Raw genomic sequence first — 24,272 nt, 5'->3', positions numbered from 1 at the left:
CCCCGGTTTAGCTATTTTTACCCATCATTCAACAGCTATGAGGCGATTATTACTTACTGCAGTCAGTTTTATACTGGTAATGGGGGTATTGGCCCAAAAAAAGACAACCCCGCAAAAACCTGCCATCACCAAAGCACCGGTAACCAAGGGACGGAATATCAACATTACCCTTACCCCACTGAAAAACTGTAAAGTGTACCTGGCCAGTTATTACGGGCAAGGCCGGGCCCTGGTAGATTCCGCTTATCTGAACGAAAAAAGCCAGGGGGTTTTTAAGGGTCCCAATAAATTAACCGGGGGTATCTATTTTGTGGTATCACCCCAATACACCATCCAGTTCGACCTGCTGATGGATGATCAACAGCAATTCACGATTACAGGCGATACCGCTTTAAAAGAAAACGCTGTGATCACCGGCTCAGCCGAAAATGATCTTTACAAAAAATACGCAGTATATACCAGTAGCAAGGGAGCCAGTCTGGCACAACTGGAAAATGCCTACAAAGCAGCAACCACCAGTGCCGATTCCGTACGCCTGCGCGATGAGATCATTAAAACAGACAAGGAACTACAAACCTATCGGGAAGATATCATCCGGAAAAATCCAAACAGCCTGCTGGCCATGCTGCTCACTGCCATGAAGCGGCCGACCGTACCTGCCATACCCGTTGTGAATGGAAAGGCGGACTCTACTTACCCTTACCGGTTCGTAAAAGAACATTTCTGGGATGATGTATTGTTCAACGATGATCGTTTACTGCGTACGCCTTTCTTTGAAATAAAACTGGATGATTATTTTAAGACCATGGTGTCGCCTGAACCAGATTCGGTGATCAAAGAAGTGAATTACATGTTACTTATGGCCAGAACCGGCAAAGAAATCTACCCATACCTGCTTACCAAATTCACCAACAAATACATGAATCCCGAATTCATGGGGCAGGACAAAGTGTTTGTATTCCTTTTCGAGAACTTTTATGCCAAGGGCGATACCATGTTGCTGAATCCAGCCTCGCGTAAAGTGATCACGGAAAGGGCTTATAGCCTGATGGCTAACCAGCTGGGGCAGCAGGCCCCTTTTCTCGACCTGACTGATACCACGGGCAAAACGGTTTCGCTCTATGGCATCAAAGCACCATTCACGGTGGTTGCTTTCTGGGATCCCAACTGTGGTCACTGCAAGGAAGAGATCCCAAAGATGGATTCTCTATACAGATCCAAATGGAAAAAATACGGAGTAGCCGTTTATTCCGTCAATATCTATGAGAATGAGATAGCTTCCTGGAAACATTTTATACAGGATAAGAAACTGTCTCCCGAGTGGACACATGCCTATGAAACCAAAGCGGCCAAACAGGCAGTGGAAAAAGCAGGCAAAGCCAATTTCAGGCAGTTATACGATATCTATAAAACACCTACCATTTATCTGTTGGACAAGGATAAACGCATCATTGCCAAACAGCTCAGCCTTGAGCAGTTCGACGATCTGATAGAAGCCAAACGGAAAACATTAAAAAATTAACCCTGCTAAAAATCGGGGGCTGCTGAAACAGAATCATTTCAATAGTCCCCGATCAAATAGTATACAGCCGTATATGTTAGCTTTCAGGCTGGAAGTCTGGGGATAGGCGTCACTCGGCGGAGCCGAGCGACTGCTTCAAAAATTTAGATGCGTTTGTCCTGTGTGATGCAGTCAGTCGTTTACTGGACCTCTTTCACTACATTCCAGATCACTTTAGGTTTGCCCAGGGTATAGTAGTGCAATACCGGCACACCGAATTGTTTCAGCTCCTTACTCTGCTGCACCAGCCATTCAGTACCTACCTGCTCACATTCCTGGTCGGTCTTACATTTCATGATGGCATTAGAAAGGTCGGTCGGAATATCCACATGGAAGATCCTGGGCAGAACCGATAATTGTTTTTTGCTGGTGATGGGTTTCAGTCCCGGAATGATCGGCACCTGTATACCCATATCACGACAGGTTTTTACGAAGTCGAAAAATTTCTGGTTATCGAAGAACATCTGCGTCATGATGTATTCTGCGCCCGCGTCTACTTTCTCTTTCAGTTTTGCCAGGTCTATCTCCAGGTTCGGTGCCTCAAAATGTTTTTCGGGATAACCCGCAACACCCATACAGAAACTGGTTTTGCCGCCATTCTTGATGTCTTCATCCAGGTAAATACCGTTATTCATGTTGTTCACCTGCTGCAGTAGTTCAATGGCATAATGGTTACCGTCTTTCTCGGGTTCAAAAGCCGCTTCGTTTTTGGCAGCATCACCTCTCAGCACCAGCACATTATCAATCCCTAAAAAGTCAAGATCGATTAATGCATCTTCCGTTTCGCGACGGGTGAATCCTCCGCAGATGATATGAGGTACCGCATCAACACGGTAATGGTTCATGATAGCCGCGCAGATTCCTACCGTACCGGGACGTTTCCGAACATCCACTTTCTCAAACGTACCATCCGCTTTTTTCTTGAACATGGTTTCACTGCGGTGATAGGTAACATTGATCCAGGACGGCTTGAAGTCCATCAGCGGGTCCAGGTGATCATACAGGCTATGAATGGTCTTACCTTTTAAGGGCGGTAATACTTCGAATGATACCAGTGTGTCCGCAGACTGTTTAATGTGTTCTGTTATTTTCATTGCTTTGCTGTCTTTGCCATATGGGTATCCCCATAAAATTGGTGCAATATACACCCTCCACCATAGAAAAACATCTGTTAAGATAGCCCATAGCCCCCCGATTACCCCTGATAACCGCTATTTTTGTCAAAACACAACGCATTGAGTCTTACCATACATACCCAAGACCTGTTTAAAAGTTATAAGGGCCGCACAGTAGTCAACAGCGTTTCTGTAACCGTAAAACAGGGAGAAATCGTAGGTTTACTGGGACCAAACGGTGCCGGTAAAACCACTACTTTTTATATGGTCGTGGGTCTGATCAAGCCAGATGAGGGTCAGGTATTCCTGAACGACATGGAGATCACCAAACTGCCTATGTACAAAAGGGCACAGATGGGCATTGGCTACCTGCCCCAGGAAGCCAGTGTTTTCCGGAAACTGAGTGTGGAAGACAATATCATGGCCGTTCTGGAAATGACCAAACTTACCACAGGTGAGCGCCAGCACAAACTGGAATCCCTGCTGGATGAGTTCAACCTGCACCATGTACGCAAAAACAATGGTGACAGCCTGAGTGGCGGAGAAAGAAGAAGGACCGAAATTGCCCGTGCCCTGGCTGTTGACCCAAAGTTCATCCTGCTGGATGAGCCTTTTGCCGGTGTGGATCCCATTGCGGTGGAAGATATCCAGAGCGTGGTTGCCAAACTCAAATACAAGAATATCGGCATCCTGATCACCGATCACAATGTAAACGAGACCTTGTCCATCTGCGATCGGGCCTATCTCCTGATCGAGGGTAAGATCTTCAAACACGGATCAGCCGAAGAGTTGGCTGATGACCCGCAGGTACGCAGGTTGTATTTAGGTACCAACTTTGAACTGAAACGAAAAGACTGGATCATTGAAATGGGTAAGGAAGGATCGGTGGGGGCTTAATCAGGCCGGTTTTCTTGTCACAGGCTTTCGCATTCTCATTCCCATTGCTTATTTTGCTACTGAACCAACATGAAACTGTTTAGCCCCGCTATATCACGTTTGGCCAGATTCCGGCACTGGCGTATTGAGCAATGGATCAATGACCCCATCGGCTCGCAGCGGGAAGTATTGCAGGACCTGGTTACCCACGGCCAATACTCAGATTTCGGACGTAAATATGGATTCAAGGAACTCTTCAATATCCGAACGTTCAAAGAAAGAGTACCCATACAGGAATACAACGACCTGAAACCCCTGATTGAACGGCTGATGGCGGGAGAAGAGAACATGCTTTGGAATACCCCCGTTAACTGGTTCGCCAAAAGCAGCGGTACTACCAGCGATAAAAGCAAATTCATCCCCATTACACAGGAGAGCCTGGAAGACAACCATTTCCAGGCATCCAAAGATGTATTGACGCTGTATTACAACTTCAATAATGAAAGCAACCTGCTCACCGGCAAAGGGCTGGTGATCGGCGGATCACACCAGATCAGCAAATTGAATGAAGATATACAATATGGCGACCTGAGTGCCGTATTGCTGCAGAACACACCCATGTGGGCCAACTGGATCCGCACACCGGAATTGTCCATAGCGCTGATGGATGAATGGGAAAGTAAGATCGAAAAGCTGGCCCAATCCACCATACAGGAAGATGTAACGTCTATTTCAGGGGTTCCCACCTGGACACTGATCCTCATCAAACGCATATTGGAGATCACCGGTAAAGCCACCCTGAAAGAAGTATGGCCCAACCTGGAACTGTATATACATGGCGGAGTTTCTTTTGTCCCCTACCGAGAGCAGTTTGAAAAAGTCATTGGCGAAGGCTGCACGTATCTTGAAATGTACAATGCCAGCGAAGGCTTTTTTGCCGGCCAGGACAATCCCAATGAAGATGGGATGCTGTTATTCCTGAATCATGGCATCTTTTACGAATTCATGCCGGTGGAAGAATACGGCAAACCTGAACCCAGGACCATCGGGTTGAGAGAGGTGGAGATCGGCAAAAATTATGCACTTGTCATCAGCACCAACGGAGGCCTTTGGCGCTACCTGGTAGGCGATACGGTTCAGTTTACTTCTACCTTCCCCTTCCGCATCAAAGTAAGCGGCAGGCTGAAACAATACATCAATGCATTTGGCGAAGAAGTGATCGCAGACAATACCGATAAAGCCATCGCTATGGCATCGCAGAAGACAGGATTGGTGGTGAATGACTATACTGCCGCACCCGTATATTTCGGCGACAACCAGAAAGGAGCCCATGAATGGCTGATAGAGTTTGAAGAAAAACCGGCCAGCACCGAACAGTTTGCCTTTGAACTGGACTGCGCCTTAAAATCACTCAACAGCGATTACGAAGCCAAGCGGTATAAGGATATTGCACTTACCCTGCCCATCGTGCATGCATTGAACAAAACGGTTTTCCGCGAATGGCTGAAAAGTAAAGGCAAACTGGGCGGCCAGCACAAAGTGCCCAGACTGAGCAACGACAGGCGTTTCGTAGACGATATCCTGTCATTCCTGTAAAAACAGCAATGGCAGATATCCCGATTGCTTATTGCCGCCCAAAACAATTCTTTTACATTTGTTCCTCATAACAAACTGTTTCTTATGAAATTATTGGAAGGAAAAGTATCGATCGTTACCGGGGCTGCCCGTGGCATTGGCGCAGCCATTGCGGTGACCCTTGCCGAACATGGCAGTGATGTGGCATTCACCTATGTAAGCGATAGCAGTGCAGAAAAAGCCTCCGCACTGGAAGCACAGCTGACCGCATTGGGTGTAAAAGCCAAAGCCTATAAAAGCAATGCCGGTGTTTACGAAGAATGTGAAACACTGGTGAACGAAGTACTGAAAGAATTTGGCAAAATAGATGTGTGCGTAAACAATGCAGGAATCTCCAAAGACAACCTGCTATTGCGTATGACAGCAGAACAATGGGATGAAGTGATGGACATTAACCTGAAAAGTGTTTTCAACATGACCAAACAGGTTATCAAACCCATGATGAAAGCCAAAAGCGGTAGCATCATCAACATGAGTTCCATAGTGGGTGTGCGGGGTAATGCCGGACAAAGCAGTTATGCAGCCAGTAAAGCGGGCATTATCGGCTTCTCCAAATCGGTGGCACTGGAACTGGGCAGTCGCAATATCCGCTGCAATGCCATTGCTCCAGGTTTCATTGAGACCGACATGACTCATTATTTAAAAGATGGGGACGGCGCTACGGAGTTCCTGAAAAAAATACCACTTGGCCGCTTTGGCAAAGCCGAAGAAATTGCCAATACTACATTGTTCCTGGCGAGTGACATGAGCTCCTATATCACCGGACAGGTATTAAGTGCCTGTGGCGGACTGAACATATAACAATCCGGATAATCACTATAACAAATTGTAACTGTGGCGGATAAATATATCCGCCACAGTTGGTAAATACCCTTCCGTTAAAAACTTTAACAACCAGCTTATTGATGTTTGTGGTTATTTTCGCGAGGCAATGAAGAAAAAATTCTGTACAATCTTTTTACTGATGGTGCTGGCGATCCAGATACTGCCTATCAGGCAGATGGGAGGTCTACTGTTCAGTAACCAGTTTACAGAAGAACTGCCACATTCGAGCAGTGTTGATAAGAGCTGCCTGCAGAAAGTTGACCTGAAAAGCGACTACCTCTCAGCTTCACCTGAAACAGCTGTTTCAGCCTATATGCACGCCACTTTACATCACCTGGCTTTTGCTGATGCCATTCCGCAGAACTTTACGGGTGATATACATGTTCCTCCTCCCAACTGCTGATCGTTACCTGTTACAGGCATTCCTGTGACCACCGCTTATTTGCATTGACTTTTCCCTGTTTTACGTTATCAGCTATTCTCAGTAACGATGAAGAAGAGATTCTGTACTGTATTCCTGTTGATGGTATTGGCCATACAGATACTGCCCATACGGCAGATGGGAGGCCTGTTGTTCCGTAACCAGTTCACTGAAGAACTCCCGCATTCCATACACATAGAGAAAAGTGGGTTTCAGAAAGCTTTCCTGCGAAACGACCATCTTTCCAATACCGTTTCTGCGCATTCACCCTCTCCGGAGAAAGAAGCTTCGCAGCATCACCGGTTTGCCGACGCCATCCCGCAGAACTTCACGGGTGATATCCATGTCCCCCCTCCCAATTGCTGAATGGTAACAGGCAGCAAACCTTTTTATTTACTATAGTTCTAATTGTATCATGAAAAAATATTTTCAGAGCGCCGGCAACGACCTGCCCGCCTCTATTGTAGTGTTATTGGTAGCCTTGCCATTGTGCCTTGGAATTGCACTCGGCTCAGGCGCACCTCTTTTTTCCGGCATTATTGCCGGTGTGGTGGGTGGTATAGTGATCGGCTTACTCAGCGGTTCACAACTAAGCGTTAGCGGTCCCGCCGCCGGATTAACCGTTATTGTGGCTACCGCCATCCTGAAACTGCAGGTGTACGAGGCTTTTTTGCTGGCCGTGGTCATTGCCGGTATCATACAGCTGATCTTCGGTTTTATCAAAGCCGGTGTGATCGGTGATTATGTACCCAATTCTGTGATCAAGGGTATGCTGGCGGCTATCGGCCTGATACTCATCTTAAAACAAGTTCCTCACCTGATGGGTTATGATACCGATTTTGTGGGTGATGAAACTTTCCGGCAGAATAATCAGGAAAATACATTTACCGGAATGTTCCAGGCAATCCGGTACATCACACCTGCCGCAGTGATCATCGGAGCCGTATCACTGGCCATACTGATGTTCTGGGAAAGAAAATTCGTCAAGAAAAACAAGGTACTCAACCTGGTGCCAGGCGCCTTGGTAGCAGTGATCGTGGGCGTGCTGCTCAATCAATATTTTGCACTTAGTCAACCGGAATATGTGCTCGGAACCAAACACCTGGTATCATTACCTGTTGCCAGTGACCTGAATCATTTTTTCTCATTCTTCACTTTTCCGGATATCAAACACCTGAATAACCCGGATGTGTGGACCTCTGCAATCACCCTTGCCATTGTGGCCAGCCTGGAAACCCTGCTGGGGATTGAGGCGGTAGACAAGCTTGATCCGCTGAAACGGGTTACCCCACCTAACCGTGAATTAAAAGCCCAGGGAGTTGGAAACATCATTTCCGGACTGATCGGCGGTCTGCCCCTTACTTCCGTAGTGGTTCGAAGTTCTGCCAACGTATCAGCAGGTGCCAAAACCAAGGTATCTTCTATCATGCACGGGGTACTGTTACTGGTATGCGTTATGCTGATACCCACCCTGCTGAATAAAATACCTTTAAGTGCTTTAGCTGCTGTACTTATCTTTACAGGGTATAAACTGGCGAAAGTTTCGCTGTTTAAAGAGTTCTTTCACAAAGGATGGGATCAGTTCATCCCGTTTGTGGTTACCATTTTGGCTATTCTGCTCACAGACCTGCTGATCGGTATCCTTATCGGCATCGCGGTTGGACTGTTCTTTATGATCCGGAATAATTTCCGCTCATCCGTAATGGTAGTGAACGACAAGAACCATTACCTGATCCGTTTACGAAAAGACGTCTCGTTTCTGAACAAGCCCATCATTAAAAAGAAACTGGAAGACGTACCCCAAAATGCTTTTGTACTGATCGACGCCACAAGGGCCGATTATATTGATAAGGACGTGATTGAAGAGATCAATAACTTCCTGCTGCACGCTCACCTGAAAAATATCAGGATCGATATCAGGAAAAGCGTACACAAACCCATGCACCTTTTACTTAATGAACCTAAATTAACCATCCAATGAAAGCATACGAAAAACTATTATTAGAAAACAAAGCCTGGGCAAAAGAAAAAGTAGAAGATGATCCCGGGTACTTCAACAGGTTATCAGAAATTCAAAAACCAGAGTTCCTGTGGATAGGTTGCAGCGACAGTCGCGTACCCGCCAACGAAATCACCAATACCCAGCCTGGCGAGATCTTTGTACATCGCAATGTGGCCAACCTGGTCATTCATACCGATGTGAACCTTCTAAGCGTGCTGGAATATGCCGTGGTACACCTGAAAGTAAAACACGTGATCGTCTGCGGCCACTATGGCTGCGGTGGTGTAAAAGCTGCCATGACCAATCACGATTTCAAACAGGTGCTGAATATGTGGCTCAGAAATATCAAAGATGTATACCGTCTGCACACAGATGAGTTGAACCAGATTGAAAATGAAGATCAACGGTTCGACAGACTGGTAGAACTGAATGTAATTGAACAGGTGCAGCACCTCGCTAAAACATCCATCATCCAGAAAGCCTGGCAGAACGAACAACGTCCAGACTTGCACGGATGGGTATATGGTTTAAAGAACGGGGTGATCAATCCCGTATTTGAGATGAAAGCACAAACCCCCATTGACAGGCTGTACCAATACGACGACCTGTAAATAAAAGCATAACCGAACAAAGGCACATAGTTATTATGTGCCTTTGTTTTAAATTCTGTTCCGGAATACCATATCCTGAGGTCAGGCAACAGCCTTAGCTGGCCTGTGCGGGTTTGGGCGCTTTGAATTTTTGGATGAATCGTTTGCTATGGTCGCTCAGGATCAACCTTCCGCTGATAGCAGCCCGCTCTTGCAGCAGTTCATCCCAGTGTTCTGTTCCTTTCCACAACACCTGCTTGATTTCCTGCATGGCAGCAGGAGAGGAATGCGACAACGTACCAGATAACCGGCCAACTGCATCATCTACAGCAGCAATATCTGTATGCAGTTCTGCAAACAGACCTTTACGACGGGCCCAGTCGGCCGAACGCCAGTTGGTGGCATCAATGGTAAGCTGTGAAAAAGCGGAAAGGCCCAGCTTACGTTCTACGGCAGGCCCCACCACGAAAGGACCGATACCCACTGCTAATTCGCTTAACTTGATATCCGCACCCTCCACTGCAATGGCATAATCGGCCGCAGCAGCCAAACCTACCCCGCCCCCGATGCATTTACCCTGGATACGTGCAATGATGAACTGTGGCACTTTACGCATAGCATTGATGACCTGTGCAAAACCTGAAAAAAAGTGATACCCTTCTTCTTCGTTGCTGATAGCCGCAAGCTCATCGAATGAAGCGCCGGCACAAAACACTTTTTCGCCTGCCGAACGCAGGATGATCACATGGGTCTCCGGGTTCAGTCCCTCACTATGGATATCTTTGGCCAGGGTTGCCAACAGTTTACCCGGCAGGGAATTGCTCTGCGGATGAAAGAACTCTATCGTGGCAATACCATGCTCACGCTCCACTTTCACATAACCGTCTGTTACTTGCTCTATCATGATACTAAATTATTAAATCGTCTGAAAAATCCTTCTTTTCTCCGTTTCTCTCTTATTGCCCCTTCCTTTCCACCATCGTCAATATCGTTGCCACACCCACTATCTCATTAGTATCATCCATAATCTCTACCAGCCACTTCACAATACCCCTGGGGATATCATCGGGTTCTTTCTGTTCCTGTGCTATTTTCTCTTTACAGGTAAACCGAACCTGGATCTCGGCGCCCGGATATACGGGTTTTGTGAACCTGAGTTCATCAATACCATAATTCAGCAATACCGGATTCTTTTCATAACTGTCCACAAACAGACCTGCAGCTGCGCTCATGATAAAATAACCATGGGCCACCTGCCTGTCGAACATGGTTCCCGCAAAATCGGTCTCTCTCAGGTGTGCATAAAAATGGTCGCCGCTCAGGTCTGCGAAGCGGTCGATATCTTCTGTAGTGATCTCTCTTTTGGCTGTCAGCAGCTGATCGCCGATGACCAGTTCCTCAAAATATTTTTTAAACGGATGTTTTCCTTCACATTTGCCCGTAGCTCCTGGCTGGTACACCTGGCTTATCGCAGTGATCATATCAGGAGAACCCTGTATGGCCACACGTTGCATATAATGTTTTACGCCGCGCATACCTCCCATTTCTTCACCACCGCCAGCCCGGCCAGGACCACCATGAACCAGCAAGGGCAATGGCGAACCATGTCCCGTACTTTCTTTGGCACAGGCTTCGTTCAGAACAAGGATGCGACCATGATACATGCCAGCACTCAGCACATACTTCCTGGCAATTTGTGTATTGGCCGTTACAATAGAACTTACCAGGGAGCCCTTACCCATTTTTGCAAGTGTAATGGCTTCTTCGGTTGTACGGTAAGGCATAAGGGTAGATACGGGACCGAAAGCTTCCACTTCATGTACTTCACGGCTGGTGAGCGGCTGGCTGTTCAACAACAGGATCGGGCTCATGAAAGCCCCTTTCTGCGCATCGGCATCTATTACTTCCACACTATCCAGTGAACCATAGATGATCTGAGAGGAAGCCAATAGTTTCTGCACCTGTTCTTTCACTTCTTTACGCTGTGTATCGCCGGCCAGCGAACCCATTCTCACTTTTTCGTTAAGGGGGTTTCCGATGGTGGTTTGCGACAGTGCTTTACGCAAAGCCAGTTGTACCTCTTCCAGTTTGTTCTCCGGAACAAATATGCGGCGGATAGCAGTGCATTTCTGTCCGCACTTCGTGGTCATCTCTTTTCTCACTTCTTTGAGGAAGATATCCCATTCAGGCATGCCCGGTATCACATCCTCGCCAAGCACGATACAGTTGAGCGAGTCAGCTTCCATGGTAAACGGAACATTCTCCTGCAGGATGCGTTTGCCCGATTTCAGCATCAGTCCGGTTGAAGCGGAACCGGTAAACGTTATCACGTCCTGCGAGGTCACATGCTCCAGCATATCGCCTGCACTTCCACAAATCAGTTGTAAGGCTCCATCCGGTAAGATACCTGATGCCACGATCCGTTTTACCACAGCTTCTGTCAGGTACGAAGTAACGGTTGCGGGTTTCACCACCGCGGGTACACCTGCCAGCAGGTTCACTGCAATCTTTTCCAGCATACCCCATACGGGGAAATTAAAGGCATTGATATGGACAGCCACCCCTTCTTTTGGCACCAACAGGTGATGGCCCATGAATGTATTCGCTTTACCGAGTGGGTGATTCTCTCCATCCAGGCAATACGGCGTATCTGGAAATTTTCTGCGCAGTGAGGCATAGGAGAAAAGGTTGCCGATGCCTCCTTCAATATCTACCCAACTATCGGCTTTGGTGGCACCAGTCTGGTAACTGATGCGATAAAACTCATCCAGGTGTTCGCGCAGGTGAAGTGCCAGTGCGCGCAATAACCTGCCCCGCTCATGAAAACTCAACTTGCGGAGAGATGGGTTGCCCTGGGTTCGGGCATAATCAAGGATAGCCGCAAAATCCAGGCCTTTGGTAGAAGCCCTTGCAAGCGGCTCACCGCTTACTGCATGATACAGCAATTGACCATCGCCATCTCCTTTGATCCAGTTTCCCAGAACATAATTTTCCAATGCAATCATAGCAATCATTTATAGAGCAACAAAGCTAACGATTGGTAGGTTTTGGCAATGCGAAGAATGAATATTAATCTACCAGCCCAAACTGCCGCAGGTGATGGTAAACATGTTTATAGAGATAACGGATCTGTTGTTCCTGATCTAACCAACCAAAAATAGGATGCATCAATTGCAGCGAAGGGTCTGCCGCGTATACTTCAAATACCAGGTCCAGTTCTTTTGCCAGTTTTTCAATGCCTTCCTGCAGTGTGACATATTTATGCGGCCGGGGTTCTTCCGGCATAACCGGAACCCGGGTATTTTCCTGAAAAGGCAATTCAGTAGCCAGAAAATCACGGGCAGCGGCCAAACCTCGGGGATCGGTATTGATCAGTTGCAGCGGTATTTTTCCATTGGCCACTTTACAAACATCCTCCAGGTGTTCCACCATCTGTTGCGCGTCCATTTTACCCCAGTTCCCTTTCTGCAGGGGACTTAGTTTCTGTAATAAAGGAACGACCTCCTCTTTCAGGAATACGATTTTTTTCTCCAGCATAACAATCGATTGACTTTAAAGATAGGAATGAAGATGATTGGCGACAGTAAAAAAGAATCCCGCCATTAAAATGACGGGATTGCAGTTGGTTGTTGGTTGTAAAACTTTTTACAAGATATATATTTAAGACATCCGTTTGTCAATTTCGCTGCAAAGAGCGGCAAAAATTTCTTCTACGGATCCTTCACCCTTCACATTGACCACTTTATCGAACTGGCTGTAATAATCTGCTACTACGGATGTTTTGTCCTGGTATTCCTTAATTCGGGCCCTGATCACCGATTCGTTGGTATCATCGCTACGACCACTGGTTAACCCCCTGTTCAGCAGGCGCTGTACCAGCTCTTCTTCAGTTACCTGCAATGCCAGTACCACACCAATGGAGGTGTTTTTCAGGTTCAGCAGTTTATCCAGGGCTTCACTCTGGGCCACCGTACGGGGGAATCCATCAAACAGGAAACCTTTGGCCTGCGGATTGGCTTCCAGCGCAGAACTGATCATACCCACCACCACTTCATCCGGCACCAGCTGGCCACGGTCCATGATACTTTTGGCTTCCAGTCCGAGAGGTGTCTGGCGCGCAATTTCACTGCGTAACAGATCCCCGGTTGATAAATGTTTTAACCCATATGCTGCAATCAGCTTCTCGCTTTGCGTACCTTTCCCGCTTCCGGGAGGTCCAAACAGGATAATATTAAACATGTAGTTGCTTACCTTACGTGAAGCACAAAGATAAGGCCTTGATTTTAAAAAACATTTAACAGTATTTGAAAACCTTTGGAAGCGATCGATCGTAAGGTTTTATGACGCATTTCCGTCAGACAAAAGCCAAGATCCCGACAGGTTACGTTATTTTTATCACATAAAATTTAATTGAATATGAAGCCGCTCATTCTGCTACTGCTCTCAACCATTGTATGGCAGGGCTGTCATAGTCAATCCAATCAAAAGAACCCGATCAAAATGGATACAGAAAACAAAAAGAATAACCCCGTGTATTCGCGGACCGATTCGTCCAAAGTGGTTTTACAGGAAGAAGAGTGGAAAAAATTCCTGAGTCCGGAAGTATATTATATCGCCCGCCAGAAAGGAACCGAACGGCCCTTTACCAGTCCGTTCGAAACTTCCAAAGAGATCGGCACTTATTACTGTGCCGTTTGTGGCAATGCCCTCTTTAAAAGTGACACCAAATTCGAGAGTGGTTGCGGATGGCCCAGCTTTTATGAACCCATCACCAAGGGTTCCATCATTTATCTGCCCGATAACAGTCACGGTATGCAACGGACCGAGGTACAGTGCGGCCGCTGTAAATCGCATTTGGGCCATGTATTTGACGATGGCCCGCCTCCAACCGGTCTGCGCTACTGCATCAACGGTGTGGTGCTCGATTTTGAAAAAGCGAAAGATGCAGAGAGAAAATTTGAGGAGAAGAAAAAGGGATGAGGCGGCAGTGGTGAGTAGTGAGTTGGCAATGGTGAATGGAGCAGCATAGAGGCCACCGTCACTCCCTGCTCCCTACTCACCACTCACGATTGACGATTCACCCTCACGCTTCTTCCCTGCAAAATAATACGCCGAGAAAACGGTGATCAGCACGCCCACCACAGAGAGGATCATGACACTGTTGGAAAAGAAATCCACCCAGTTCAGTTTTACTTTAAAGATCTCTTTACTCAGCAACACACCCACACTCCCCAGGTAACCGAAAGAATCTGCCAGGTAGATCAGGAAGCCCACATTACCTGTAAAACGGAATGTGGCGATCAACCGTTCGAAGAAAACAGAATTGAAGGGGATATAGACCATGTACAGGCCCAGACCCACGGCCGTCATCCACCAGACAGGATCCAGTTGTTTCTGCACGAAGAACAAAGTAGAGATCCCCGCCAGTACAAAACCGATACCGATGAACACATGGGCCAGCATCAGCGCTTTGTAACTGTTCCGGATCAGTACCATACTTCCAATCAGCACCAATACGATCAGGGTAATCGGTGTTTCCGTCTTGGAGAAGATGGCAGGCTGGTTCAGGTAACCCATCTCCTTCCACATATCGGCGCTGAAATTATCGCGGATATCGCGGAAGATGGTGGCAAAACCATAGATCACGATACAGGCCACCAGACCCGGCAGAAAGGTTTTGACGAATTGTTTACGGTCTTCAGCCGACATGGGCGTCCGGTTCATCCGAGCAGCTATATCGGCCTCCTCCGGTGGTGGTATTTTTTCGATGAGATAAATGAAAAGAAGCAATGGCAGAGCAAATACCAGTCCGGTAGCAAAAGGTACCCAGAATTCAGACAAATGAAACTCCAGCAGCAGCCATCCGCCCACCGTTTTTACAAAGCCCGATGAAAAGATAAAACTCACAGCCAGCGAAGCACCGATAAAATCGGTACTGCGTCTTCCCTCCACATAAGAGAACACCACACCCCATAACATCCCCAACGGAAAGCCATTGATAAACAAAAACACGGCATTATACGGTGCAGGAATCACGGCAAAAAACAACCAGGCAGCCCAGGCTATGCCCACCAGTAACAAGATGATCTTGTAACGGCCCAGCCGCTGTAACTCTGAAATGAACTTGATACCATAAAACTTAGCCATCAGGTAACCGATCATCTGGCTCAATACCAGGATCGTCTTATAATGGACCCCCGCAAAACGCATCCCATCGAACGTGCACACCGTGTAGGATTTTCGGAAACCAAAGATCATGGTATAGGTAAGAAAGGCAACAACGGCAGCATAGATACCGGTTCGCAGGGCGTTTCCCTGCAGGTAGGTTCGGATCAGGTTAGGCAAGTGATTCGTTTGAGAACTAAATATAATCCCTCCAGCTGCTACATCACACGACTGCCGGCTTTTTTTGTTGTTTTTTTAATCCACCGATTCATTCTGGCCGCTCAGCAGAAATACCTGAACCACAGATCAATATCATTTGGCAGTTGCGGGTTTATTTCAGAATTTCCGAGACTGAAACTTTCACGTATGAGAAAAATCTTCCTGGTCACATCGCTGATCATGGCTTCTGTTGGACTATTTGCCCAGCAGGCCGACCTGTCCAAACATTTCAAGAACCTGAAACCCCGCAATATCGGCCCGGCCGGTATGAGTGGCCGTGTTACATCTATTGATGCTGTCTGGACCAATCCCAATATTATTTTCCTCGGAACTGCCAGTGGTGGTGTATGGAAAACCGAGAACGGCGGCGGCAGCTGGACACCCGTATTTGACGAGCAGCCGATCCAGAATATCGGTTCTGTTGCCATTACCCAGTCTAACCCCAGCGTGGTATGGGCAGGTACCGGAGAAGGTAACCCGCGTAACTCCATCAGCCTGGGCGAGGGCATCTATAAAAGCCTGGATGGTGGTAAAACCTGGAAATGCATGGGCCTGCAGAAGACCCGTAATATCCACCGCATCATCATCGACCCCAATAACCCGGATGTGGTGTATGCCGGTGTGATGGGCAACCCTTTTGCCGAACACGCCGAACGAGGATTGTACAAAACAACCGATGGCGGCGAAACCTGGAAGCTGATCCTTCATACCAACGATACCAGCGGTGGGGGGGATATGGTGATGGACCCGTCAAACCCCAACAAATTACTGGTGAACATGTACCAGCATAAGCGCACTCCCTGGAGCCTGAAAGGCGGTGGCAGTGGCAGCGGCCTGTATGTGACCTATGATGCCGGTAAATCATTCAAAAAATTAGGCAAGGAAGAAGGTCTGCCTGCGGGCGAATATGGCCGCATCGGCATCACCATCAGCCGCAACGATCCCAACCGCATATACGCACTGGTGGAAGCCACCAAAAACGGTCTGTACCGTTCAGATGACGGTGGACAGAAATGGCAACTGGTGAACAGCGAGCCTTCTGTGGTGACCAACCGCGCTTTCTATTTCCAGGATATTGCAGTGGACCCGCAGAATGAGAACCGCCTGTTCAACATCAACCAGATGATCACCATGAGTGAAGATGGCGGTAAAACATTCCCCACTACCATCATCCCTTACGCCGGTATTCACCCGGATCACCATGCCTGGTGGATACATCCCACCAATTCTTCTTTCATCATCGACGGTAACGATGGCGGTATCGCCATTACCCGCGACAGGGGCAAGACCTGGCAGTTCGATGAGAAACTTCCGCTGGGACAGTTCTATCACATCAACGTAGACAACCGCATTCCTTACAATGTCATGGGAGGGTTACAGGATAATGGCAGCTGGCACGGCCCCGCCTATGTATGGGTGCGCAGCGGCATCCGCAATGCTTACTGGCAGGGAGTGAACGGCGGTGATGGATTTGACGTGATGCCCGATCCGGAAGATCCTAACTGGGTATACTCGATGAGCCAGGGAGGAAATGTGAACCGTTACAACATAGCTACCGGCGAAGAGTGGAATATACGCCCACCCAGACCCGATATGAAAACCAGGCAACGTTTTAACTGGAACGCAGCCATAGCACAGGATCCTTTTGATAAGGCCACGATCTACTACGGCAGCCAGTTTGTGAACAAAAGCACCAACCGTGGTGCTTCCTGGGAACTGATCTCCCCGGACCTGACCACGAATGACAGCGCTAAAATTGACCAAAGTAATAATGGAGGTATCTCTATCGATATCACCGGTGCCGAAAACTATTGCACCATCCTGGCCATTGAACCATCTGCCAAGCAGCAGGGTGTGATCTGGGTTGGAACCGATGACGGTAATGTGCAGCTCACTACCGATGGCGGCAAAAGCTGGACCAATTTCCGTGGTAAGATACCCGGCATGCCGCTGGGTGCGTGGGTACCGCAGATCCGCGCTTCACGCCACAATGCCGGTGAAGCATTCGTAGTGGCCAATGATTACCGCAGGGGCGATATGAAACCCTATATTTTCCACACCACCGATTTTGGTAAGACCTGGACACGCATCGTTGATGAAAAGAAAGTGACCGGTTATACTTTGTGCCTGATACAGGATCCCGTTGAGCCTAACCTGATCTTTGTGGGAACCGAACAGGGCTTATGGGTTAGCTTCGATAACGGCGTTACCTACCAGCAGTTCAAAAACGGGTACCCGTCTGTTTCAACCTACGACCTGGCTATCCAGGAAAGGGAAGCGGACCTGGTGATCGCTACTTTCGGAAGAGCACTGTGGATCCTGGATGATATCCGCCCGCTGAGAAAGATCGCAGCCAGTAAAGGCATCCTTCCTGTCAAAAAATTAATGGCTTTCGACGCTCCTCAGGGATACCAGGCTAATATTAAAAACGCATCGGGTATTGAATACAGCATCTGGGGAAGTTATGAAGGCGAGAACCGAAGAACCGGTGCTGCACTCAGTTTCTTTGTGAACAAATCTGCTGCTGATACCGGCAAGAACAAACTGGCCGATACAGCTACTATCCACATTTTCGATGCGGCTAATGTACAGGTACGCACCCTGCGCACCAAAGCCGACAGCGGTTTTAACCGCTTCTATTGGGGCATGGAAGGCAAGGGTGTTCGCCAGGCCGGTGGTGGCCGTGGTGGCCGCCGCGGCGGTGGTGGTGCCGGTGAAGCAGAACCAGGTGGTCTGCCCGTTGATCCCGGTACCTATAAAGTTGTGTTCAGCCTGGGTAAAGACCATACCGATAGCACGCTGGTAGTGGTGAATGATGATCCCAATGCACCGTTACACAAAGAGATCCGCGATGCCATCCGCAAAGCCAATGCGAGACTGGACAAACAGACCCTGAAACTGGCCACCCTGAACGATCGTCTGACAGAAGCAGATGAGATCATCAAAAAGATCGAGGCTAATCTGAAAGACATGGATGCCAAACAGGCCGACACTTTACGCAAAGTGGGCAAAGCAGTTCAGGAAGGTTTAAAAGCCATCCGTGAGCAGCTGAATGGCAAACCCCAGGAAAAACAAGGTTACGGCAATGTACCACAGGTGACCGTTAACAGCATTTTCGGCGAAGCCCGCATGTATGTACTCGGTAAACGCGTTGCACCCGACGCACAGGAAGAACGCCTGATGCAGGATGCCGAGAACATGATCTCCGCAGTCATCGCCAAAGCCAATGCATTCTTTGATGGCAAATGGAAAGAGTACAGATCACTGGCGGAGAACGCACCTGTGAAAATGTTCAAAGACTATAAACCTATCGAGTAGGATCAATGAGTGAATGAGAGGATGAGTGAATGTTTTTATTGGATTGTTGCAAAAGGCCCGGTGGGCCTTTTGCCTTTTATAGGGGCCTGTTTGCAGAAAATACCGATCCGTTGGAAGATATGTGTAAATGCAAATAAAACAAACAGTGGAACTTTACAGAATCAACGGATTCGAAAGAAAACTTTTTGGTAAAGAGCCGGAAGTAAGAAGCAATTAATGTCCCCTTCATAACCAGAATGGCGGTCCCCCCGCTGCTATTTCCTGGTTTACTTCAATAATGCTCCTATAACAGACTTGTAGGTTTTACCGATAGGGATGGGGGTATTATTCTCCTGCAGGTAAATGATATCGTCCTGTACCAGTTTGATGTGACGGATGCCTACCATATACGAACGGTGTACCTGCAAAAAACCAAAATTGGCCAGCCTGCGCGACAGTTCGGACAGGGAGAGATTCACCAGGTGCGTTTCCTGACCGCTAAGTACCAGTTTGATATAATCGCGCAGCGCCTCGGCATACAATAAACGATCGATCTCAATTTTGATGATTTTGACACCGGTTTTGATGAACAGGAAGGGTTTTTCCTTTTCCACGGTTGCCGGCACTGGTGCAACCGGTGCTTCACGCTCAAAGATCTTATCGATACTTTTCTTGAAACGGTTCGGCAGGATCGGTTTTTTCAGAAAATCTATGGCACCTATCTCAAATGCGGTGAATGCATAGTTCTCATTTCCTGTAATCACAACAATGGAAGGATCGCCCGAAATGAATGGGATAAGATCAAAACCATGCCCGTCTGAAAGTTCAATATCGAGCAGCACAATATCCACCACTTCTTTTTCAAAAAACTGTCTGGCTTCCTGGAACGACCTGCAGTTACCCACCAGCTCCAGCGCAGGATACAGGCTGATGAGTTTGGTGAGCATAGTGATGATCAGGATATCATCGTCGATGATCAGGATCTTTTTTTTCATCCGGTTAATTTCCTATTCCAAATTAAGGAAAAAACTTATACATACGTTCGGTCAGAATCATATGTTGTTGAGTACCAAATCGTAAAGGAGATGGTATTTGTCATACAAGTGACATAAATCCCGGCCGCGACCAATTATTTCATAGCTCCACCGGTCAATGGTGTAATTTTGCGCTCGATTTTCAATCAATCTTTTATGAGCCAACCCAAACTAAGCCACCTGGCCGGAACCCTGATCGGCAGTGAGATCGTAAAACTCGGAAACGCCATCAGCGAACGCATCCGCAACGGTGAGAAAATATACAATTTCACCATCGGTGATTTTGATCCGCAGGTGTTCCCAATCCCGGCAGAGCTGGAATCTTTGATCATCGAATCGTACCAGCAACGCAATACCAGTTATCCGGCAGCAGAAGGTGTGCTTGACCTGCGCAAAGCCGTCAGCAGTTTCATTAAAGAATGGGAAGGCATTGATTATTCGCCCAGCGAAATACAGATTGCATCCGGTGGCCGCCCGCTGATCTATACCATTTTCAAAGCCATTGTAGACAAAGGCGATAAAGTGATCTATGGTGTTCCTTCCTGGAATAATAACCACTATGTTCACATGACAGATGGTGAACATTGTGTGATCGAATGTTTACCCGAGAATGACTTCATGCCCACTCCCGATGATATCCGTAAACATATCAAGGGCGCTACCCTGATCTGCATCTGCACACCGCAAAACCCTACCGGTACCACCTTATCCAAACAGGCGCTGGCAGAGATCTGCGACCTGATACTGGAAGAAAACAGGCAACGCGGTGAAGATGAAAAGAAATTATACCTGATGTTTGACCAGATGTACTGGACACTCACCTACGGTGCTACAGAACATTACAACCCCATTTCACTCAGGCCTGATATGAAATCTTATACCATTTTTGTGGATGGTATTTCCAAGGTTTTTGCCTCTACCGGTGTGCGGGTAGGATGGGCATTGGGTCCGGAGACCGTGATCGCCAAAATGAAAGCGATCCTGAGTCACCTCGGTGCCTGGGCTCCCATGGCTGAACAGAAAGCGGTAGCAAAATACCTGTTACAGAAAGATAATATCGCCCGCTACCTGGTTCATTTCAAAGCTGAGATAGAAGAAAGGTTGCGCAGCATCCATAACGGACTGATCGCTTTACAAAAGAAAGGATATCCGGTTGATTCTGTTTCACCCCAGGCAGCCATTTATCTTACCATCAAATTAGACCTGGCAGGCAAGACCACTGCCGATGGCAAGCCACTGGTTTCACAGTCAGATGTTACTTCCTATATTCTTGGAGAAGCCAAACTGGCGGTGGTTCCCTTCTCTGCATTTGGAGCAGGAGCCAACAGTCCCTGGTACCGTTTAAGTGTAGGTACCAGCAAAAAAGAAGAGATCCCCGAAATGCTGGGTAAACTGGAAGCAGCGTTAGAGAAACTGAAGTAGTGCAGATGCATAAATTATAGTGAGGGTCTCCGAACAAGAGGCCCTCATTTTTTTCTTCCCCCCATTTTTCTTTTATTAAAACTGGCTCCACTTAATGCAGAAATTACAATAAAAGCCATAAAAGAAAAGAAGGGGATCTGCTACGGGCGCAAAATCTTCTCCATCTTTTTGCCTTTGGCCAGTTCGTCTACCAGTTTATCCAGATAGCGTACTTTTTGTGTTAAGGCATTTTCAATTTCCTCTACCCGGTACCCGCAGATCAGGCCGGTGATGAGGTGAGCATTGGGATGCAGCGTTGCTTTCCGGAAGAATTCTTCAAAAGTCACTTTCTTATCGATCAGACCCTGAAGCTGTTTATGATCATACCCGGTAAGCCATTCGATCACCTGGTGCAGTTCCTCCTGGGTCCTTCCTTTCTTCTCAACCTTGTTGAGATAATGCGGATAGACCGAAGCAAAGGTCATTTTGGCTATACGTTCATCGTGATGGGCGGTGTTGCTCATGCCAACAGATTAAATAATGGTAAGGTTGGTGATCGTTACTGATAACAGCTCAATATAGCTATATCCTTCCTTTTGCCAACAGGTTCTGAAAAGGGAACCTGGCAAGCCTTTTAATTCTTATTACAGGTAAACACAAAAGGTTTCTGTCTTCGTTCTGTTAATACCTGCTGGATCAGGTGTGTCTTGCGGATGATCCTCCTGCGGTTAATGTCGATGATCTCGTTGGCAATGGAAAATGCTGCCCAGTTCTCGGTATCGAACAACAGTTGGTGCAACTGTACGAGCTCATGCTCCATCAGCTGTGGATTGCGTTGCGCAGAAGATGATAAAACCAGCAAATCCCTGTTCATAGGCTAATCAAAAATTATCGGTGACTGGGCGGGCAACCGCAGAGTTTTGAGTTTTTATTCCTGTTCAAAAGACCACAGGAACCACAGACCAGTGATACCAACAACAACAAAACGATTATTTGGTTTATTTTCATCTTCATATTCGCGTTCTAAAATACTATTTTACGCCGTACACTTACCAAACAAATCGTTTTGCCTGATAATTTTAACATACACACGGTACTGGTGGCCCCACTCGATTGGGGACTGGGCCACGCAACACGCTGCATTCCCATTATCAGGGCACTGGTAACCAAGGGTTTCAATGTCATCATTGCTGCCGATGGTGCTCAGGCCCACCTGTTGAACCAGGAATTCCCCATGCTTACCATACTGCCCATACCCGGTTACCGGGTTCGGTATGCGGGTACCCGTATTGGCCTGGCACTGGCATTGATCAAACAGTTGCCGCGCCTGAAAAAACTGATCATCGAAGAACACCAATGGCTGCAGGATGTGATTGACCAACACCAGGTAGACCTGGTGATCTCCGATAACCGGTACGGTTTATATTCGGAAAAGGTTTCCTGCATTTTCATCACGCACCAGCTTGCCATCAAAGCACCGTTTGGCTGGTTACAAAAGATCCTGCAACGCATCAACTACCGGTATATTAACCGGTTCTCTGCCTGCTGGGTACCTGATGCAGCGGGGGAACTTAATCTTGCCGGCATTTTATCTCACCCCAAACAATTGCCCGCAATACCTGTCAGGTACATGGGTGTTCTTTCCCGGTTCCAGGAAAAGAAGCTGGAAAAAAAATACGATTACTGCATCCTGCTTTCCGGACCTGAGCCACAAAGAAGCATCCTTGAAGAAAAATTCATATTGGGATTACCAAAACTGAACAGTACCTGTTTATTGGTTCGGGGAAAACCGGGAGAAGTGGAAAATATTTTCATTGGCGATAAAGTCACTGTAAAGAACCACCTGGGGGGCAACGAACTGGAGGACGCCATTAACCAGAGTGACTATATTGTCTGTCGCAGCGGGTATACCAGCGTAATGGAAATACTGTCACTTCATAAAAAAGCAATACTCATTCCCACACCGGGCCAAACGGAACAGGAATACCTTGCCGATCGGTTACAGGAAAAAGGGTACTGTTTATCATTTTCGCAAGACCGGTTCGATTGCAGCAAACACCTGCCCATGGCCGGAACTTTTTCTTACCAACCAGTATCCTTAACTACGTTCAGGGAAACCGACCTGTCCAACTTACTCAACAACTCCCTTCATGAATAGGCCGAAACAAACGCCCTGCTCACCACTGCCCACTCACTCTCCTACATTATCCTACCTTTGCCCCCCATGACCCGCAACACCAAAGCACATGCCGCTGTACTGGGCGCCAATTTCATTTTTGGGGCCAATTATGCAATCGTAAAATATATCACACCTGCATACCTGCACCCTTTTGCCTTAAATGTGGTACGGATACTGGTAAGCCTGTTCCTGTTCTGGACACTTTTCCTCTTCAAACCCGGCAAGGTCAGGCTTGAACGCAAACATATTCCCCGTTTTCTTCTTTGTGCGTTAACAGGGGTAGTGATCAACCAGATCTTTTTTATCAAGGGGGTATCACTTACCACACCTATCCACAGTTCCTTACTGTCGTTGGCCACCCCCATTTTCATCACCCTGATCGCCGCATGGCTGTTGCGCGAAGGATTTACCTTATTGAAATTCACCGGACTGATACTCGGTATCGGCGGTGCCACTTTACTGATCTTATTGAAAGACCCCGGGCATAGTGGCAGCAACCTGTTACTCGGCGATATCATGGTACTGATCAATGCCGTTTCTTATGCATTCTATCTGGTGCTGGTACGTCCGCTCATGCAGACCTACAGCGGCATACAGGTTCTCAGATGGATCTTCACATTTGGCTCGCTTGTGATCCTGCCCTTTGGCATGCAGGAGTTCCTCGCCACCAACTGGGCAGGGTTTGGATTGGCACAATGGCTGGCGCTGGCCGCTGTGGCCGTAGGCGCCACTTTTCTGGCTTACCTGCTGAATGTATATGGCATTTCCATCATCGGTGCTTCTGCAACCGGAGCCTATATCTATACGCAGCCTGTATTTGCAGCAGTGATCGCCATCGTATTTGCCGGAGAGCATTTCAACCTGATCAAACTGACTGCCGCCATCCTCATCTTTACCGGGGTTTACCTCGCCAACTTTAAAAAACAGACAGAGACCATACAACCTTCCTGAT

General features: G+C 47.6%; 22 protein-coding genes. 13 read left to right on the top strand and 9 right to left on the bottom strand.

Annotation, left to right across the window (positions count from 1 at the left end; all coding sequences use genetic code 11):
- Window positions 1-37: 37 nt before the first annotated feature.
- On the top strand, window positions 38-1,522 hold the full coding sequence (locus ACH3Y6_RS04125) for a redoxin domain-containing protein (protein ID WP_490834312.1): 1,485 nt from the start codon (window positions 38-40) through the stop codon (window positions 1,520-1,522).
- 179 nt (window positions 1,523-1,701) lie between these two features.
- Here ACH3Y6_RS04125 and metF read toward each other — a convergent pair whose 3' ends face one another.
- Entirely contained in the window at window positions 1,702-2,655 is a 954-nt protein-coding gene (gene metF, locus ACH3Y6_RS04120) for a methylenetetrahydrofolate reductase [NAD(P)H] (protein WP_490834311.1), read from the bottom strand.
- Between the two features lie 123 nt (window positions 2,656-2,778).
- On the opposite strand from metF, the gene lptB reads away from it, so the two are divergent.
- From lptB to ACH3Y6_RS04085, 7 genes are all read left to right on the top strand, one after another.
- The gene (lptB, locus tag ACH3Y6_RS04115) at window positions 2,779-3,573 is read left to right on the top strand and encodes an LPS export ABC transporter ATP-binding protein (protein ID WP_490834310.1); all 795 of its coding nucleotides are present in this window, start codon (window positions 2,779-2,781) and stop codon (window positions 3,571-3,573) included.
- Between the two features lie 69 nt (window positions 3,574-3,642).
- Complete coding sequence (locus ACH3Y6_RS04110; RefSeq protein ID WP_490834309.1) at window positions 3,643-5,148, top strand: GH3 auxin-responsive promoter family protein; 1,506 nt, start codon at window positions 3,643-3,645, stop codon at window positions 5,146-5,148.
- Between the two features lie 84 nt (window positions 5,149-5,232).
- Window positions 5,233-5,988: a 3-oxoacyl-[acyl-carrier-protein] reductase gene (fabG, locus tag ACH3Y6_RS04105; RefSeq protein WP_490834308.1), complete on the top strand. Its 756-nt coding sequence runs from the start codon at window positions 5,233-5,235 to the stop codon at window positions 5,986-5,988.
- Window positions 5,989-6,118: 130 nt separating this feature from the next.
- On the top strand, window positions 6,119-6,415 hold the full coding sequence (locus tag ACH3Y6_RS04100; protein WP_490834307.1) for a hypothetical protein: 297 nt from the start codon (window positions 6,119-6,121) through the stop codon (window positions 6,413-6,415).
- 87 nt (window positions 6,416-6,502) lie between these two features.
- Entirely contained in the window at window positions 6,503-6,799 is a 297-nt protein-coding gene (locus ACH3Y6_RS04095; RefSeq protein ID WP_490834306.1) for a hypothetical protein, read from the top strand.
- A gap of 49 nt (window positions 6,800-6,848) precedes the next feature.
- Window positions 6,849-8,414: a SulP family inorganic anion transporter gene (locus ACH3Y6_RS04090; protein WP_490834305.1), complete on the top strand. Its 1,566-nt coding sequence runs from the start codon at window positions 6,849-6,851 to the stop codon at window positions 8,412-8,414.
- The gene (locus ACH3Y6_RS04085; RefSeq protein ID WP_490834304.1) at window positions 8,411-9,046 is read left to right on the top strand and encodes a carbonic anhydrase; all 636 of its coding nucleotides are present in this window, start codon (window positions 8,411-8,413) and stop codon (window positions 9,044-9,046) included. Before ACH3Y6_RS04090 ends, ACH3Y6_RS04085 begins: the two co-directional genes overlap by 4 nt.
- A 94-nt stretch (window positions 9,047-9,140) precedes the next feature.
- On the opposite strand, the gene ACH3Y6_RS04080 is transcribed toward ACH3Y6_RS04085, so the two are convergent.
- The 4 genes from ACH3Y6_RS04080 to ACH3Y6_RS04065 form a co-directional block, all read right to left on the bottom strand.
- On the bottom strand, window positions 9,141-9,929 hold the full coding sequence (locus ACH3Y6_RS04080) for an enoyl-CoA hydratase/isomerase family protein (protein WP_490834303.1): 789 nt from the start codon (window positions 9,927-9,929) through the stop codon (window positions 9,141-9,143).
- A gap of 52 nt (window positions 9,930-9,981) precedes the next feature.
- A complete protein-coding gene (gene paaZ / locus ACH3Y6_RS04075; RefSeq protein WP_490834302.1) occupies window positions 9,982-12,030 on the bottom strand; it encodes a phenylacetic acid degradation bifunctional protein PaaZ in 2,049 nt (682 codons plus the stop codon).
- A 64-nt stretch (window positions 12,031-12,094) separates the two neighbouring features.
- Window positions 12,095-12,562, bottom strand: a complete 468-nt coding sequence (locus ACH3Y6_RS04070; protein WP_490834301.1) for a hypothetical protein — start codon at window positions 12,560-12,562, stop codon at window positions 12,095-12,097.
- 123 nt (window positions 12,563-12,685) lie between these two features.
- A complete protein-coding gene (locus tag ACH3Y6_RS04065; RefSeq protein WP_490834300.1) occupies window positions 12,686-13,264 on the bottom strand; it encodes an adenylate kinase in 579 nt (192 codons plus the stop codon).
- A 177-nt stretch (window positions 13,265-13,441) separates the two neighbouring features.
- Here ACH3Y6_RS04065 and msrB point away from each other — a divergent pair, with 177 nt between their 5' ends.
- Window positions 13,442-14,005, top strand: a complete 564-nt coding sequence (msrB, locus tag ACH3Y6_RS04060; RefSeq protein ID WP_490834299.1) for a peptide-methionine (R)-S-oxide reductase MsrB — start codon at window positions 13,442-13,444, stop codon at window positions 14,003-14,005.
- Between the two features lie 72 nt (window positions 14,006-14,077).
- Here msrB and ACH3Y6_RS04055 read toward each other — a convergent pair whose 3' ends face one another.
- A complete protein-coding gene (locus tag ACH3Y6_RS04055) occupies window positions 14,078-15,370 on the bottom strand; it encodes a DUF5690 family protein (RefSeq protein ID WP_490834298.1) in 1,293 nt (430 codons plus the stop codon).
- A gap of 186 nt (window positions 15,371-15,556) precedes the next feature.
- On the opposite strand from ACH3Y6_RS04055, the gene ACH3Y6_RS04050 reads away from it, so the two are divergent.
- A complete protein-coding gene (locus tag ACH3Y6_RS04050) occupies window positions 15,557-18,727 on the top strand; it encodes a WD40/YVTN/BNR-like repeat-containing protein (protein WP_490834297.1) in 3,171 nt (1,056 codons plus the stop codon).
- A gap of 266 nt (window positions 18,728-18,993) precedes the next feature.
- On the opposite strand, the gene ACH3Y6_RS04045 is transcribed toward ACH3Y6_RS04050, so the two are convergent.
- Window positions 18,994-19,701 (bottom strand): LytR/AlgR family response regulator transcription factor, encoded by a 708-nt coding sequence (locus ACH3Y6_RS04045; protein ID WP_490834296.1) that lies wholly within the window; start codon window positions 19,699-19,701, stop codon window positions 18,994-18,996.
- A 195-nt stretch (window positions 19,702-19,896) separates the two neighbouring features.
- Between ACH3Y6_RS04045 and ACH3Y6_RS04040 the strand changes: the two genes are divergently transcribed.
- Window positions 19,897-21,162: a pyridoxal phosphate-dependent aminotransferase gene (locus ACH3Y6_RS04040; RefSeq protein WP_490834295.1), complete on the top strand. Its 1,266-nt coding sequence runs from the start codon at window positions 19,897-19,899 to the stop codon at window positions 21,160-21,162.
- Between the two features lie 140 nt (window positions 21,163-21,302).
- Here ACH3Y6_RS04040 and ACH3Y6_RS04035 read toward each other — a convergent pair whose 3' ends face one another.
- On the bottom strand, window positions 21,303-21,665 hold the full coding sequence (locus tag ACH3Y6_RS04035; protein ID WP_490834294.1) for a DUF2200 domain-containing protein: 363 nt from the start codon (window positions 21,663-21,665) through the stop codon (window positions 21,303-21,305).
- Between the two features lie 110 nt (window positions 21,666-21,775).
- Window positions 21,776-22,015, bottom strand: a complete 240-nt coding sequence (locus ACH3Y6_RS04030; protein WP_490834293.1) for a hypothetical protein — start codon at window positions 22,013-22,015, stop codon at window positions 21,776-21,778.
- 192 nt (window positions 22,016-22,207) lie between these two features.
- Between ACH3Y6_RS04030 and ACH3Y6_RS04025 the strand changes: the two genes are divergently transcribed.
- Together ACH3Y6_RS04025 and ACH3Y6_RS04020 are read left to right on the top strand one after the other, a co-directional pair.
- Complete coding sequence (locus ACH3Y6_RS04025; RefSeq protein ID WP_490834292.1) at window positions 22,208-23,299, top strand: glycosyltransferase; 1,092 nt, start codon at window positions 22,208-22,210, stop codon at window positions 23,297-23,299.
- Window positions 23,300-23,365: 66 nt separating this feature from the next.
- A complete protein-coding gene (locus tag ACH3Y6_RS04020; protein WP_490834291.1) occupies window positions 23,366-24,271 on the top strand; it encodes a DMT family transporter in 906 nt (301 codons plus the stop codon).
- Window position 24,272 lies beyond the last annotated feature (1 nt).

The organism is Sediminibacterium sp. FW305-C-269, assembly GCF_058231045.1.
The sequence above is the reverse complement of the archived record's forward strand: the minus strand, read 5'-3'. Positions and strand labels throughout refer to the sequence as shown.

Coding starts and splice junctions, on each gene's coding strand:
- ACH3Y6_RS04125 (WP_490834312.1), top strand. CDS start 38: ATGAGGCGATTATTACTTACTGCAGTCAGTTTTATACTGGTAATGGGG.
- metF (WP_490834311.1), bottom strand. CDS start 2,655: ATGAAAATAACAGAACACATTAAACAGTCTGCGGACACACTGGTATCA.
- ACH3Y6_RS04110 (WP_490834309.1), top strand. CDS start 3,643: ATGAAACTGTTTAGCCCCGCTATATCACGTTTGGCCAGATTCCGGCAC.
- fabG (WP_490834308.1), top strand. CDS start 5,233: ATGAAATTATTGGAAGGAAAAGTATCGATCGTTACCGGGGCTGCCCGT.
- ACH3Y6_RS04100 (WP_490834307.1), top strand. CDS start 6,119: ATGAAGAAAAAATTCTGTACAATCTTTTTACTGATGGTGCTGGCGATC.
- ACH3Y6_RS04095 (WP_490834306.1), top strand. CDS start 6,503: ATGAAGAAGAGATTCTGTACTGTATTCCTGTTGATGGTATTGGCCATA.
- ACH3Y6_RS04090 (WP_490834305.1), top strand. CDS start 6,849: ATGAAAAAATATTTTCAGAGCGCCGGCAACGACCTGCCCGCCTCTATT.
- ACH3Y6_RS04085 (WP_490834304.1), top strand. CDS start 8,411: ATGAAAGCATACGAAAAACTATTATTAGAAAACAAAGCCTGGGCAAAA.
- ACH3Y6_RS04080 (WP_490834303.1), bottom strand. CDS start 9,929: ATGATAGAGCAAGTAACAGACGGTTATGTGAAAGTGGAGCGTGAGCAT.
- paaZ (WP_490834302.1), bottom strand. CDS start 12,030: ATGATTGCATTGGAAAATTATGTTCTGGGAAACTGGATCAAAGGAGAT.
- ACH3Y6_RS04070 (WP_490834301.1), bottom strand. CDS start 12,562: ATGCTGGAGAAAAAAATCGTATTCCTGAAAGAGGAGGTCGTTCCTTTA.
- ACH3Y6_RS04065 (WP_490834300.1), bottom strand. CDS start 13,264: ATGTTTAATATTATCCTGTTTGGACCTCCCGGAAGCGGGAAAGGTACG.
- msrB (WP_490834299.1), top strand. CDS start 13,442: ATGAAGCCGCTCATTCTGCTACTGCTCTCAACCATTGTATGGCAGGGC.
- ACH3Y6_RS04050 (WP_490834297.1), top strand. CDS start 15,557: ATGAGAAAAATCTTCCTGGTCACATCGCTGATCATGGCTTCTGTTGGA.
- ACH3Y6_RS04045 (WP_490834296.1), bottom strand. CDS start 19,701: ATGAAAAAAAAGATCCTGATCATCGACGATGATATCCTGATCATCACT.
- ACH3Y6_RS04040 (WP_490834295.1), top strand. CDS start 19,897: ATGAGCCAACCCAAACTAAGCCACCTGGCCGGAACCCTGATCGGCAGT.
- ACH3Y6_RS04035 (WP_490834294.1), bottom strand. CDS start 21,665: ATGAGCAACACCGCCCATCACGATGAACGTATAGCCAAAATGACCTTT.
- ACH3Y6_RS04030 (WP_490834293.1), bottom strand. CDS start 22,015: ATGAACAGGGATTTGCTGGTTTTATCATCTTCTGCGCAACGCAATCCA.
- ACH3Y6_RS04020 (WP_490834291.1), top strand. CDS start 23,366: ATGACCCGCAACACCAAAGCACATGCCGCTGTACTGGGCGCCAATTTC.